Source organism: Priestia sp. 179-F W1.4 NHS, assembly GCF_045369295.1.
GTDB lineage: Bacteria > Bacillota > Bacilli > Bacillales > Bacillaceae_H > Priestia > Priestia zanthoxyli.
The window spans coordinates 810,431-825,704 of the sequence record NZ_JBIQFF010000002.1 but is presented as its reverse complement, the minus strand read 5'-3'; the positions used below and the strand labels follow the sequence as shown (position 1 = coordinate 825,704).

General features: G+C 37.5%; 10 protein-coding genes and 1 riboswitch. All 10 genes read left to right on the top strand.

Annotated features, from left to right (window positions below; all coding sequences use genetic code 11):
* Positions 1-482 precede the first annotated feature (482 nt).
* The gene (locus tag ACH0CI_RS14655) at positions 483-2,090 is read left to right on the top strand and encodes a GGDEF domain-containing response regulator (RefSeq protein ID WP_335708107.1); all 1,608 of its coding nucleotides are present in this window, start codon (positions 483-485) and stop codon (positions 2,088-2,090) included.
* Positions 2,091-3,140, top strand: a complete 1,050-nt coding sequence (locus ACH0CI_RS14650) for a HEAT repeat domain-containing protein (RefSeq protein WP_335708108.1) — start codon at positions 2,091-2,093, stop codon at positions 3,138-3,140.
* Positions 3,130-4,539 carry a glycosyltransferase family 2 protein gene (locus ACH0CI_RS14645; protein ID WP_033578173.1) on the top strand — a complete coding sequence of 470 codons (1,410 nt, stop codon included), beginning with the start codon at positions 3,130-3,132 and terminating at the stop codon, positions 4,537-4,539. The genes ACH0CI_RS14650 and ACH0CI_RS14645 overlap by 11 nt, the downstream gene beginning before the upstream one ends.
* A complete protein-coding gene (locus ACH0CI_RS14640) occupies positions 4,536-7,784 on the top strand; it encodes a hypothetical protein (protein ID WP_406901726.1) in 3,249 nt (1,082 codons plus the stop codon). The genes ACH0CI_RS14645 and ACH0CI_RS14640 overlap by 4 nt, the downstream gene beginning before the upstream one ends.
* Positions 7,785-7,786: 2 nt before the next feature.
* A complete protein-coding gene (locus ACH0CI_RS14635; RefSeq protein ID WP_406901724.1) occupies positions 7,787-8,155 on the top strand; it encodes a response regulator transcription factor in 369 nt (122 codons plus the stop codon).
* Complete coding sequence (locus ACH0CI_RS14630) at positions 8,145-11,021, top strand: ATP-binding protein (protein ID WP_406901723.1); 2,877 nt, start codon at positions 8,145-8,147, stop codon at positions 11,019-11,021. Before ACH0CI_RS14635 ends, ACH0CI_RS14630 begins: the two co-directional genes overlap by 11 nt.
* A gap of 454 nt (positions 11,022-11,475) precedes the next feature.
* Entirely contained in the window at positions 11,476-11,850 is a 375-nt protein-coding gene (locus ACH0CI_RS14625) for a DnaJ family domain-containing protein (RefSeq protein WP_014461362.1), read from the top strand.
* Between the two features lie 36 nt (positions 11,851-11,886).
* Positions 11,887-12,693 carry an alpha/beta fold hydrolase gene (locus tag ACH0CI_RS14620; RefSeq protein WP_033578176.1) on the top strand — a complete coding sequence of 269 codons (807 nt, stop codon included), beginning with the start codon at positions 11,887-11,889 and terminating at the stop codon, positions 12,691-12,693.
* A 12-nt stretch (positions 12,694-12,705) separates the two neighbouring features.
* Complete coding sequence (locus tag ACH0CI_RS14615; RefSeq protein ID WP_335708111.1) at positions 12,706-13,293, top strand: histidine phosphatase family protein; 588 nt, start codon at positions 12,706-12,708, stop codon at positions 13,291-13,293.
* Positions 13,294-13,653: 360 nt separating this feature from the next.
* Positions 13,654-14,973, top strand: coding sequence for an aspartate aminotransferase family protein (locus tag ACH0CI_RS14610; RefSeq protein WP_034269726.1), 1,320 nt, complete (start codon positions 13,654-13,656; stop codon positions 14,971-14,973).
* A 169-nt stretch (positions 14,974-15,142) separates the two neighbouring features.
* Positions 15,143-15,242, top strand: a riboswitch (SAM riboswitch).
* The last annotated feature ends 32 nt before the right edge of the window (positions 15,243-15,274 follow it).

Sequence of the window (15,274 nt, the reverse complement as noted above, 5' to 3'; positions counted from 1 at the left end):
TACTCCTTTCCGTCTGTTTTCGGTCTAAGTGCGCCTATGACAAAGAGGACACGGTGTATAAAGCGAAACTTTATTTAGCAAAGTATCTGCCTTAGTAAAAATATAAAAAGGAAAGAACCTAATTTGATTGATCGTTCATCAAAACGGCTGCTTTCCTTAACATTCACTTTTAAATTTTTTACAACGTGTATAAGGGTAACAAAGACTCATTAATTTTGTCAATAAGGTTGCATGTCTATTTGTAAAGAAGATAACAGGATATTTTACTTATCTGGAAAGAAAAATAATGAGTGAAAAAAGAATCATTTTAAAGTAAAATCATTGGAGGAAAAGTATGGTTAAAAAGGAATTGCTTTTCATTTGGGAAAAACATACTTAAAATAAAAGTAAGAAAATATTTCATTTACTTACAAAATATTATAGAAAAATGGATGGAGTAATATGGGGTAAGTGTTAACTATATCGAACAAAGGGTGTATAAGATGGATAAATATCAAATTGCATTATTAGCTAATGTGCGTAAGCAGCTGCAAGAGTGGACTGATCAAAATAAAGAAATACCTCATGAAGAGGTGTACCGCTTTTTGCATTCAATTTCTGGAACGTCTGCGACTATTGGACTGCATTATTTAGGAGATCGTTCCCGCGCGTTAATGGAAGCTGTTGAAAAAAAACAGAAAAAAATCTGGGATTACGCGGAGTTGAATACTTTTTTATTAGATATTATTAAAATTTGTTATCAAGATGAAATTCAATCCCCAGAAGATATAAATAAACCGATAGAAATCAGTGAACAAACAGCTAGCATTTTACTTGTGGACGACGATCTTTCAATGCTGATGTATTTAAAAGAACAGTTTGAAAAACAAGGGTGGTACGTATTAGCAACTGCATCTAAAGAAAAAGCCATTACGGCTTTTTACGAATTAAAGCCGGATTGTTTTGTTGTTGATGTACATATGAAAGACTGTACAGGCTTTGATATTCTTTCATTTTTACGTGATAAAACAAAGCAACTGTTCGTCCCGATTGTCATGATGAGCGTTGATAATCAAAGAGAGACGCGTTTGAAGGCTTTTAAATTAGGGGCCGATGACTTCCTTGTTAAACCTTTCGATCTGGAAGAAAGTCTACTTCGAATTGGTCACCATATTGAACGAAAGCAAATGTTTAACTCCTATTTAATGTTTGATGAATTAACAGGAGCCTATAACCGAACGTATTTAAAAGAAATCTACAGTCAGCAGCTATCCAGCTACGACCGCTTAAAAGATCCTTTTTGTTTAGCGATTTTAGATTTAGATTTCTTTAAAAGAATAAATGATCAGTATGGACATCTTATGGGAGACCGCGTGCTGCAAGCATTTGTAGAGTATATGAAGCATGAAATTCGTCCAACAGATCACATTTTTAGATATGGAGGCGAAGAATTTATTCTTTTACTGCCAAAAACCAATATAAAAGAGGCAGAAACAGTATTAAATAGACTGTTGGATTCCTTTGTGAAAAAAGTGTTCACACATCAAAGCAATTCGTTTTATTGCAGCTTTTCCGGCGGAGTTGTAGAAGTTCATAACAATGAATGGCCGTTAGAAAAAGCGCTTCATCAAGCTGATGAAGCATTATATATAGCGAAGGAATCAGGACGTCAAAAAATTGTAGCTTCTTCTCAAAGCAAGCTGGTTAAAAAGCGAACGCTTCGTATGGCTATTATTGATGATGATTCTATCATTCGAACGATGCTGAAAGAGCTTTTAAGTAAGATTGATGTAGGAGATCGTTATGAAGTGAAAATAGAAGTGTTTAAAGACGGCATCGAGTTTTTTGAGTCCCAATGGATTCACTCTAGCGATCACTACTTTGTTATTTTAGATGGAATGATGCCTAAGATGGATGGCTTGGAAGTGCTGCAAAAATTAAGGCAGCAGAAACGTCACGATCAGTACACGGTTATTATGCTTACATCACGAAACAGCGAACAAGATATTCAAAGAGCATTAGAACTTGGGGCAGACGATTACATGACAAAGCCATTTAAGTTAATGGAGCTTGAAGCGCGCGTACGTCATTTAATGAAGAAGGTGAAATAAATGGGGATGTCAATTCAAGTGGTATATGCCTTATTTGGCGGATTGCTATTGCTGTTGGTTTGTTTTCTAAGTTATTTACTTATTCAAAAAGCGCGTTTAAACGCTTTCCGGGCAAAAGTAGAATCCTATAAAGATAGTATAAAAGAATCTCTTTTTATTTATTTATACAGAAAAGATGAAGAACATCGGATAGAGCCTAAAAATAAAATAGAGCTGGCGGGTGTAGAGGAACTATTGAGCGGTTTTTCTGCAGCTGTGCAAGGTGATGACATTCGAAATAACATCACGCTCTATGCGGAGAAGGTTTTTACACCCAAATATAAAAAAGAGCTGCATCATTCTAGGTGGAGTGTCAGAATGAATGCCCTTTATGCTATTGAAGATTTTGGTCTTACTACGCTAACAGACAAATTAGTAGAAATGTATGAGAAAAAAAATAGTACAGCGGCTGAAAAAAATCAAATTTTAAAGATTTTAGTTAAGCTAAACCGTCCTGAGTTTGTTATATACATGACGAATGCCTCTAAACCGCTGTCTGAATTTATGTACCGCTCTTTGTTTGGAACTATGAACAGTGAGCAGTTTCAGCAATTTATTAATAAATTTGAAGACCTGCAAGAAGAAATTCAGCTACCACTTATCGATATGATCGGTATCAATCATAAGTTAGAGTATATCGATTTCTTAAAAATGCACATGAAAAGTTCATCAGAAGAACTGCGAATTCGTTCGTTGAAATCACTTAACGCTTTATCTTTTCCATTAAAAGTAGAGGAGCTCACGAAACATCTTCAATCAGATATGTGGCAAGAGAGAATGATGGCTACCAAACTAGTAGGCAAAACGAGAGATGAGAAGGGATTGTTACTTCTCGAGCAGTCGCTGAAAGATTCTCATTTTCTTGTGCGTTCGAATGCTGCTCAGTCAATGATGAAAATCCCAACGGGTACAGAATACTTAGTTCATGTATATGAAACGACTGATGACAAGTTTTCGAAAGATATGGCAGCAGAATGGCTTGAAAAGGGAGGAATTACGGTTGTGGAATAGTGTTTGGCATCTTTTTTTGTCCGTTTGCGGATGGGCTGTATTTGCTTATATGATTTTTGTGCTTTGTTTTTATTTTATGATGTTTATCATTTCTGCTTTTCAACTGCGAAAGCAATATCAATTAAATGATGAAGAACCTTATGAAGATTTGCTTGCGGTTAGCTATACAACGCCGTTATCTATATTAGTTCCCGCTTATAACGAATCTGTCGGGATTATTGGAAGCGTGCGTTCGCTGCTTGGAATTGAATATCCGGAATATGAAGTAATTGTAGTAAATGACGGATCTTCAGATGATACGTTAGAAAAGCTCATCGAAGAGTTTTCTCTTGTGAAAATGAATCGAGTTGTGAGAAAGCAAGTGGAGACGAAAGAAGTAAAAGCTGTATATCGTTCTAAATTATACGATTATTTATATGTAGTCGATAAACAAAATGGAGGAAAGTCAGATGCATTAAATGCAGGAATTAATTTATCCAACTATCCTTATTTTTGTTCGATCGATGGTGATTCAGTGTTGGAAAGAGACGCTTTTTTAAAAGTTATGAAGCCAATTATTGATTCAGACGGAGAAGTAATTGCTTCAGGAGGAAGTATTCGAATTGCAAACGGATGTAAAATCGAAAACGGTGCGGTCGTATCGATTGGACTTGATACGCAGCCGCTTGTTGTGATGCAGATTATTGAATATTTACGTGCCTTTCTTATGGGGCGCATTGGTCTCAGTCGCCATAATTTATTACTTATTGTGTCAGGAGCATTTGGCGTATTTTCTAAACGCTGGGTGATTGAAGCTGGGGGTTATTCTCATACAGTCGGCGAAGACATGGAGCTTGTTGTTCGCCTCCACCGACTGATTAAACAGAAAAAAGCCAACAATCAAATTGTTTATATTCCAGATCCTGTATGCTGGACAGAGGCACCTGATGAAATCAAATATTTGCGAAGACAGCGAAACCGCTGGCACCGCGGTTTATTTGATAGTCTTTGGAAGCATAAAGAGATGCTGTTTAATCCGAAATACGGAAGTATCGGAATGATTTCTATGCCTTATTTTGTGTTTATTGAACTAATCGGGCCGGTTATGGAAATGTTAGGCTATTTGTTTATTGTTATTTCTCTAGTTGTAGGCGGGATTTATGTAGAATTTGCGTATTTGCTTTTTCTCTTAATGGTTGTATATGGTTCTCTTTATTCGATGGCGGCTGTTTTGCTAGAAGAGTGGAGCCTTCGCAAATATCCAAAAGTATCTGATATCGCTAAGCTGTTTGTCTTTTCCCTGACTGAATCCTTTTGGTATCGCCCTCTAACTGTTATATGGCGCTGTCATGGATTGTTGGACGTTATTCGCAATAAAAAAGGCTGGGGAGACATGCAGCGAAAAGGAGTTTCACAATGAAAAAATGGTTATTAATCGGCGGCATTATTTTGGTTATGGCAGTAACGGCTTCGCCATTTCTTATTTGGCAGCTAAAGAAACCAACTGATTTGAATATGCTTGTCATTGATAAAACAGTGCCAGATCAAACGTTTCGAGAGCATCAGGGCTTAATGTGGATGCTGAATCAAGCGAAAGTACGCAAAGACGGGAAGCCTTATGAAATCTCAAAAGATTATGCAGGGTTTTATCCGAATGGAGATAAAACATACAGCATTAAATCTCTGCCAAAAACAAACTCTGCAGATATGATTTATATCACGGACACGTATGGCGTATACAAAGAAGATTTAGGCGTAAAAGCTAAAAGAGGAGATCGTTCTCAGTTGGTGTATGGCGGCATGACTTCTGAAGACGTGAGCTACGTTAAGAAAGCGCTGAATGGACGTACAAAAACGCTGATTGGAGAGTTTAATACATTTGGAACTCCTACTCCTTTAGACGTTCGCAAAGAACTGTATGAATTGTACAACGTTACGTGGTCCGGCTGGATTGGTCGCTATTTTGATGAATTCGGCAGTGAAGAAGTTCCTGCTTGGGTGAAAAGTGCTTACAAAAAGCAGTACAACAAGGAGTGGAACCTTACGGGCAGAGGCTTACTGTTTGTTAATGAATCCAATAAGCTCGTTATTATAACGGAAAAAGAATTAAAAGAAAATCCAGTATGGTTTCAATATACAAAACAAGGAAAAAAAACATTGAATTTACAGGATGAATCTGCTTATCAATATTGGTTTGACGTAATTACACCCCAGCAAAAAAGTGATGTGCAGGCTCAGTTTGTCTTTCACTTGGATTCTGAAGGAAAAAACAAGCTAAAGGAAAATGGTATTCCTTTGTCCATACCAGCAATCGTTCATCATAATAAAGAGCGATATGATACTTATTACTTTGCAGGAGATTTTGCAGATCAAGGAGAAGTACCTTCCATTTATCAAACCTCTTTTTACCCGGTGTGGAAGAAATGGACAGAGAAAATCGGAAAAGAAGATGAGTCTTCTTTTTACTGGACTGTTTATCTGCCTCTTATGAATAAGATTATAGATCAACAACAAAATGCATCGCAGCCTGCTTCTGTTACTTTTAATGAAAATATGGAAATCTATGAAGATGCTGACCGTAAAGTAACAGGGAAAGTAGGAAAAGATTATTTGCAAGTTTATCAAAATGGAAAGTGGAAAGATTTTCTAATTAAAGGAGTAAATATGGGCATTAGTAAGCCAGGCCATTTCCCTGGTGAGACCGCTATTTCGAAAGAAGAATATTTGCGCTGGTTTAAAGAAATTGGCAAGATGAATGCAAACTCAATCCGCGTATACACCATTCACCCTCCCGGCTTTTATGAAGCGCTTGCTGAGTATAACCAAAAAGCCAAAGAACCCATTTATCTTTTTCATGGAGTATGGGTGAATGAAGAAGTTTTCTATGATTCACAAGATGCTTTTGCAAAGGAAAATACAAAAGAATTTGAAGCTGAAATGAAAAGGATTGTAAACGTTATTCACGGAAAGGCAACACTGCCAAAACGGACGGGACATGCAAGCGGAACGTATACAGCAGACGTGTCTCCTTATGTTTTAGGCTGGATTATAGGAGTTGAATGGGATCCCACGGTAGCCCTTTCGACAAATGAAAAACATAAAGGAACGAAAGATTTTAAAGGGAAGTACATCTATACGGAAAAAGGCAATCCCTTTGAAATTTGGCTTGCGCAGCTTATGGAAAAAACAATTTCCTATGAGCAGGATAAATATGATTGGCAGCGGCCTATGAGCTTTACGAACTGGGTGACGACGGATTTATTGACTCATCCATATGAGCCTTCTGAAGACGAAGATAAAGTGTCTGTTAATCCTAATTTAATTCACACAACTAAAAAATTTGAGCCGGGATTATTTGCTTCTTATCATATTTATCCTTACTATCCTGATTTCTTAAACTATGAACCTCGTTATCTCGCTTATCGCGATCATCGAGGAGAGAAAAATAACTACGCAGGTTATTTGCAAAATATGAAAGAAGTTCATCATATGCCCGTGCTTGTTGCTGAATTTGGCATTCCGGCTTCGCGAGGACTCACCCATAGAAACGTATACGGATGGGATCAAGGCTTTCATACGGAACAAGAACAAGGAAAGATTCTGTCACGCTTGTACGAAGATATTGTTGAAGAAAAAATGGCTGGCGGTATGGTCTTTACATGGCAAGATGAATGGTTTAAGCGAACGTGGAATACGATGGAGTACGACAATCCGAACCGCAGGCCATTTTGGACGAATTTGCAAACGGGAGAACAGCATTTTGGCCTGTTGAGTTTTGATCCAGGAACAAAGCTGAAAGTCAAAGTAGACGGCAAATCAGATGATTGGAAAAAGCTGAACAGCAAGTCGGTATATAAGCCGTCTAAGAAGTTAAAAGCATTGAACATTACAAGTGATGAAGGTTATCTATATCTACACGTGAGTGCAAAAGAGCTGGAAGATCAAAAGCTTTATTTCTTGTTTAACACAATTAACAATCAGGGACAGTCAAAGATTGCTCAAATTCCTTCTTTAAAAACAAAAGGAATTGATTTTGTAGCAGAATTAAACGGGAAAGAAGACAGTCACTTGTGGATAGACAGCTATTACGATACGTATTATTTTTCGTATGCCCATCAGCTTCAAATGATTCCATCTGTAAAAGGAACCGATACAAAAGATAACGGCATGTTTAATCCAATCAGGCTCGCCCTTAACAAAGAGTTAGCGATTGGAGAGGGGAAAAACAAGAGAACCATTCCTTTTGACGCCTATGAAACTGGGAAGCTCCAAGAAGGAAACAGCGATCCTAACTCTTCTTCATTTGATTCGCTGGCAGATTTTAAAGTGAATGAATCAAATGGAATTGCTGAACTTCGCATTCCTTGGGCGCTTTTAAATGTAAAAGACCCGAGTCAAAAAGAAATAATGGGAGATATTTGGTCCAAAAAAGGATTAGAATCCAGCGAGAAAATGAAAGGAATTCAAGTGGGAGTCGTAGCTGTTAATAAGAAGAGCAATGACGTGGAAGATACGTTTCCGACTCAGAAAAAAGGAGAACTTTTATTAAAAGATTTTTACTTATACAAGTGGAAAAATTGGGAGTATCCAACTTTTCACGAACGAATAAAGCCGTCCTACTTCATATTGCAAAAAACGTATGGACGACTACAAGCGGAGGAATAACAATGGCAAAAATTTTATTAGCGGAAGATGAAGAAGTGCTTCGTATGTTAGTGGTAGATACGCTTGAAGATGAAGGACATGATGTGACGGAAGCAGAAAACGGCGAAGAAGCGTTGGAATTTATTAAAGAACGTGATTTTGACTTAATTATTTTGGATTATATGATGCCCGTGTTCACCGGGCTTGAAGTCATTCAGCAACTGAAAGAAATGAAAGATAAGCGCCATACAAAAGTATTGATGCTTTCAGCTAAGAATCAAGCTGCTGATCAAAGCCGGGTGTTAGAAGCAGGGGCTGCGTATTTTATGTCTAAACCGTTTAGTCCCCTATTGCTAACCGAACGTGTTGAGGAAATTTTAGATGAACAATAAACTAAAACGAAAAAGTATCTCAACCCAGTTCATCTTCTTAGCAAGTATCCTTTTACTTGCTTTTGCGGCGGGTTCAACTGTACTTGTTGTACGGCAAAAAGAAATTACAGCTGATTATGCCCAGTACAGGGCACAAGTACGGGAAAAGGCACAGCTGCTATCTACAATTGATAAATCAATGAACAGAGCTTTTTTGCAGGCTCGTGGGTTTATTGCATTTGATTCAGAGGATATGTATAACGAGGCTGCAAGTCAGCAAAAAAGTATCGAAGAAAATCTTGATCGACTTTCAGGTCTAGCGGCAGATAGACGTGAACGTACGTTTGTAAATGAAGCGACGGTGATGCTAAACACGTATTTTAATCAAACGCTTCCTTATTTTAAAGATATTTACGACAAAAAAGGCATTGAAGGAGTCCGCTCTAGTCCTGAGCGGAAGGCTGCTTCTAAATCAATAGAACAAATGCAAAAAGAACTTGATGACTACCAAAATGAATTAACTAAAGACTTAAATACACAGTACGATGACACGTCGAGTGACATGCAGAAAAGTCAAACGTTCTTTATTTTATTTTTAGCGTTTACAGTGGTTATTTTATTATTGCTTACACGGGTATTGCTAAATAAGTTTGTAAAGCCGCTGAGTCAGCTAGCATATACGGCAAGCGAAATTGCTGCCGGAAAAGAAATGCCTATGACATTTGATGAACATAGAAGAGATGAAATCGGTATGCTATCTCAGGCCTTTTACAAAATGGTATCGACTTTGCAAAATAACGAACAGGAGTTAACGGCTCAAAATGAAGAGCTGATTGCACAGCAAGATGAGTTGCACAGTCAGCAAGATGAACTTCAGCACGCATTGGAATTGACAAAGGAACGAGAAGGCGAGTTAGAATTGCGCAATTTATTTGTGCATGGACTAACAAATTCTCTTCACAAGCAAGAAGTTCTCACGAGTGCTGTCACAAACATGAGCCGGGTGATGAAAGCTGATCACGGTTTTATTATGCTAACCGATGAAAAGACACATGCTTCATTTGGTCTATCTTCATCAAGTGTTAAACAGATGATGGAAAACCTTCATAATAATTACGTTGATCATGTGCAAAAGACGGAAAAATGCATGGTAGTAAAAAGAGAGTGTAGAGAACATGAGCGCCTATATCATCGGCAAACGTTTTATTTGTATGATGTTATCGTACCGGTGCTGTCTTCGCAGGGAGATATGCTAGCCTATATGTTTTACAGCCGCTACGCGGATGAATACACAGAACATGAATTACAGACATTTGAAATATTGGCCAAACAAATTACGATTGCTCTTGAAAAAATTTATATTTACGAAGAGTCTGAGTACGACAGACTGCTATCTCAAGATATTTTAAATTCGATTCAAGAAGGAATGCAGCTTGTAGATACAAGCGGTACGATTCTACAAGTGAATACGAAGACTAGCGAATTGTTTCAATATGAGCATCAAAGCGGGCTTCTTCAGCTTTCTCGCGATCAATGGCTAGATGCTCTCTCTCAAAAAGTCGAAAATATAGAGGAGCTAAGACAATACGTTAAAGCCATTTGTAAGGGAGAGCAAGTAGAAAAGTCTTTTGTTTATTATCTGCATACGGAAGGTAAGCGAAAAGTTATAAAAGTTTATAGCGAATACGTATATCGAAACCGTCAGATGTTTGGCGTATTGTTCGTTCATCGTGATATTACGAAAGAATTTGAAGTTGATCAGATGAAGTCGGAATTTGTAAGCACTGTGAGTCACGAGCTGCGCACACCTTTAGCAAGTGTATTAGGGTTCACTGAGCTTATGCTAAACAAAACATTAAAAGAAGAAAGACAGAAGAAGTATTTAACTACTATTTATCAGGAAGCACAGCGGTTAACTTCTTTAATCAACGATTTTTTGGATGTCCAAAGAATGGAAGCGGGGAAACAAACCTACGATAAAAAGTATCAAGACATTCTGCCGCTTATTAAGCAGGTGATTGAGGTCCAGAACATACAAACAAGTAAGCATGAATTTGATATGATTTCCGATCAAGAGCATTTTACAGTAATGGGAGATAAAGATAAGCTTCTGCAATTGTTTAATAATGTAATTAGCAATGCAGTAAAATATTCGCCCGATGGAGGGAACGTTACAGTTAAAGTGTATCAAAAGGAACACGCTGTTTATATTGATATTCAAGATGAAGGAATTGGTATACCAAGTGAAGCGCTAGGACATTTGTTTACCAAATTCTACAGAGTAGATAACTCCGATATGCGCAAAATTGGCGGAACGGGTCTAGGGTTAGCAATTGTAAAAGAAATTGTAAAAGCTCATGGTGGAGACATTACTGTACAATCAGAATGGAAAAAAGGAACAACATTCACGGTTGTTCTCCCGCTTCTACATGAAGTTCAGTACGATGAAGAAATGATGATAAGTGCGAATGATAACCGTAAAAGCGTAGTGATTGTAGAAGATGATAAAAGTTTAGCGACGCTTTTACAGGTAGAATTAAAAGAAAGCGGCTTTCACGTTCGGTATTTTAATAACGGAGAAGATGCATTAAACTCTATTCATCAGCAAAAGCCTGAAGTGGTTGTTCTAGATATCATGCTAGGAGAAAATAAGTTAGACGGCTGGGATGTTTTAAGGCATCTCAAAGAAAATACAGAGACAGAAAAAATTCCTATCTTAATCTCATCTGCTTTAGACGAAAGAAGCAAAGGATTAGAGCTTGGAGTGTGTGAGTTTCTGATTAAACCCTATCAGCCTAGTAAATTATCTAAAACGATTCTCCAGCTGCTTTTGAAAAAACAAGAGCATGAAGGAGAAATTATGATTCCATCAGATAAAGAAGAGTAGAAATTTGGTGAGGCTTCGTTATATGTACGGAGTCTCATTAAACGAAAAGAAAATTAGTAAAGTAATAAAAAAACATTGAAAACGCTATCAAAATGTGGTTTTATAGAAAGTAGGCATAACATGATGACCTTAGAATTACCTTTTTCCACCTCCTTACATGCGTAAGGAGGCTTTTTTGTATAAATATAGTAAGATAAGATAACAAAACCTCATGCAGAATCGTTTATTGACTTTCAGCTCGTTAACAAACTGCTCAAGAAAGTTGGATAGTGAAAGGAGTGAAGCTCTAGAAACGATTTCACAAAGGGAGGATAGTCTCTCCAAGAAGTGAAGGTAGTTCAATTTTTATAATCATAGTATAATAAAAAATACGGTTATAAAAGCTGTGTTTTTTATACATCTTTTATATAGAAGGTAAGATTGAATTTTATATTTTCTTAAAGGAGGTCTTTCCTTGGATATTGCGTATATAATTGCTGAAGAAAGAATTAGACAAGCAATAAAAGACGGTGACTTTGATAAGCTGCCTGGGGAAGGAAAACCATTAAAGTTAGAAGATTTATCACATATACCTGAAGAACTGCGCCAAGCCTATAGGATGTTAAAAAATGCAAATATGATAAGTGATGAACAAGAGCTAAAACGAGATATGGCTACAATAGAAGAATTGATTTCTATATGCACGGATGCTAATGAAGAACAAAGGCTAACAGAGATGCTTACGGAAAAGCGTTTGCGCTTTGAGCAGCTCGTTGACAAGAAAAAGATGACAAGTTCTGCAGCTTACAGGACGTATCAGAATAAAATTTACTCCAAATTTTTTTATTAATGAGTGTAATAGACGAGACGATCGGAGGGTGAGAACTTGCGGCTGTTAATTTTATTGATTAGTATCATATTATTTATTTCGCTTTGTTTTTATATTTTTGCCCCACAAATAAAACGAGGCGCCCAATCGAAAAATGTGCCGGTTTTATTTATTCATGGCTATTTAGGCAGTCAAAAAAGCTTAGGGAAAATGATTAAACGATTTGAACAAAACGGATGGGGAACTAAAGTAGCTTACTGCGTCGTTCAAAAAGATGGAGCTATTCAGTGGAAGCACATTATGAAAGCAAAAGAGGGAAAACTTCCGCTTATTCATATCGTCTTTAAAAAGCCAGATGCCAGTATTGCACAGCAGCAAAAATGGATTGAAGCTATTATGCAAGATGTACGTGATACATATAAAGCATCTTCTGTTGATTTAGTTGGACATAGTATGGGAGGAGTAACAGCAGCAGCAGTTAGTTTGGCTAACCCTCAATATATTCAAAAGTTAGTTACGTTAGGATCGCCAATTCAAGGATTAGATTATCAGGAATTAATGGAGATGTATCCTCATGCACGCAATCATATTGAATCTATGGGGGCTCGTGATTTAGCTTTTCACTCTATAGCGTTAAACAAGCTATACGAAAGTCGTCAAGATTTCTCAAAAGAGATCGACGTTTTTTCAGGAGCAGGAGATGTGGGAGATAAGACAGATGGAGTGGTAACAGTAGAAAGTGCATACGGACTGCAAGAGTTTACCGAACACATTCATCTCCAAACGTTTCATGAAGCACATTCGGATTTACATGAAAGCTCAGAGGTTGATAAAGCTGTTTATCAATTTTTAAAACGAGATTAAAGGGGGATTACGATGCTTTACTTAATTAGACACGGCCAAACAGATTGGAATAAAAACAAACTTATTCAAGGGCATGCTGATATTCCGCTCAACGAAACAGGAAGGCAACAAGCCAAACGCGTAGCGGAACGTTTTAAAGATATCCATATTGATGTAGTCTACACAAGCGATTTGCTTCGCGCGCAGGAGACGGCTGGGAAAATTGCCGCAGTCGCTAAAGTAGAGAAAGTCGAGGTTTGTGAGCAGCTGCGCGAGCGCTCTTTTGGAGAATTAGAATCAAAGAACGTAGAAGTTCTGCATGATCTTGTACCAAACTATGCGACAAATTGGGGAGAAGAACCTTTATATAATATTGAAACACTCGAAGCCGCTCAAGAACGGATGGTTCGGCGGTTAACGGAAATTATGAAGGAGTCTGTTGGAAAGAAAGTAGCAGTTGTTAGTCACGGGGCGGCAATTAATACATTCATTCATCATGTAACAAGCGGAGAACAAGGAACAGGGACTACTATTTTACAAAATACATCGATTACAACTTTTGCTTATGAAAGTGGAAAATGGCGTCTTGAAACAATCAATGATGCCAAACATCTTGAATAAATATACTTAAAGAGGCTGTGACAGTAGTATTTTGGTTGAGGGAGGATCCGAACGATTAATCGTTCGGATTTTTTTATGGTTATGGTGAACGCAGGTTTCATATATGTAAGTACTTCTGGCTGTTGATTGGAGGGAAAGGCGAAGACTCCTATGGGAAAAGCGGAAGGGATGAGACTCCGCATATTAATTATATATATAAATATTTATACAATTGATTTTAATAAAAATGCATAGTAAAATAAGTTTTATTACTATTCTATTAAAGCGTTTAGTATAACTGGATTTCCTAATATTGTTTAATAAGTAACTATATTTCGGAATAAGATTAATTGATTTGTATAATTTCAAGGAGGATGTAGTATGTCTAAAGATTGGAGTCACTTATTTGAAAGAATGCCTGAATTGCTAGCACCGACAATGGCTAAAGATCATCCGAATTTGCCCGTTGTGAAAGAAGAAGGATGCTATTATTATGGATTGGATGGTAAAGAATATCTCGATTTTACTTCCGGAATCGCTACGACAAATGTAGGACACAGACATCCGAAAGTAGTAAAAGCAATCAAAGACGGAGCAGATCAATTATTGCACGGTCCTTCAGGTGTGATTATGTACGAATCGATATTAAAGTTAGCCGATGAGTTAGGAAAAGTAACGCCGGGCAATTTAGACTGCTTTTTCTTCGGAAATAGCGGCACAGAAGCAATTGAAGGAGCCTTAAAATTAGCGAGACATGTCACAAAGCGTCCGTATGTTATTTCTTTTTTAGGGTGTTTTCATGGCCGCTCGATGGGAGCTTTAAGTGTTACAACATCGAAAAGCAAATATAGACAATTTCAGCAGCCTTCGGGACTGACGTATCAACTTCCATATGCCAATCCAAAAGAGTGCTCTGCGGAGCTAGACAGCGATGTATACTTTACTGAAAAGCTTGAAAAAGATTTTGAAATACTCTTTAAGCACCAAGTCACGCCTGAAGAAGTGGCTGCCGTTATTTTGGAACCAGTATTAGGCGAAGGCGGCTATATTATCCCTCCGAAAAGTTGGATGAAGAAGTTAAGAGAGATTTGTGATCGTCACGGAATATTACTTATTTTCGATGAAGTGCAAACAGGGTTTGGCCGTACCGGCGAATGGTTTGCTGGCCAAACGTTTGATGTTGTACCAGATATTATGGCTATAGCAAAAGGAATTGCTTCTGGAATTCCGCTTAGCGCAACGGTCGCTTCTCAAGAATTAATGAAGCAGTGGCCTCTTGGCACACATAGTACAACATTTGGTGGGAATCCTATCGGATGTTCAGCAGCTCTTGCAACTCTTGAAGTGATGAAAGAAGAACAGCTGCTGGATAACACGAAAAAAATGGGCGCTTATGCATTAGAAAAGCTGCATCTTTTAAAGGAAAAACATTCAGTTATTGGAGATATCCGTGGTTTAGGACTTATGATTGGAATTGAAATTGTTAATCCGCATACGGGAGAAGGAGATGGAGACGCTTTATTCGAGATTTTGGACTTAGCTTTAGAAAAAGGCGTGTTATTTTATTTTTGCGGAAATGCAAGTGAAGTTATTCGCATGGTACCTCCGCTTACTGTGACAAAAGAACAGATAGATGACGGCATTCGTATGCTAGATGAGGCTATTACTTCTTTTGAGAAAAAGTCAGCTGTAAAAGCGTAATAAAAAAATATAAAAAATTTATATATTTGTAACCTAGTTGTCATAGTAATGGTAGCGATATCATAGTTTTAGAGGGAAAACAATTTTCTGAAAAGTAGTTGACATCTGTTTGTGCAGCATGTAACATAATATTTATCTTATCAACAATTATCAACAAAATTCGACAAACTTCTTATCAAGAGAGGCGGAGGGATAGGCCCTGTGAAACCTCGGCAACGGACTTTATAGAACCGTGCCAACTCCCACAAGCAGTGCTTGAAAGATGAGAAGAGACCAGGCTTACTAACAATTGTGATCCCAA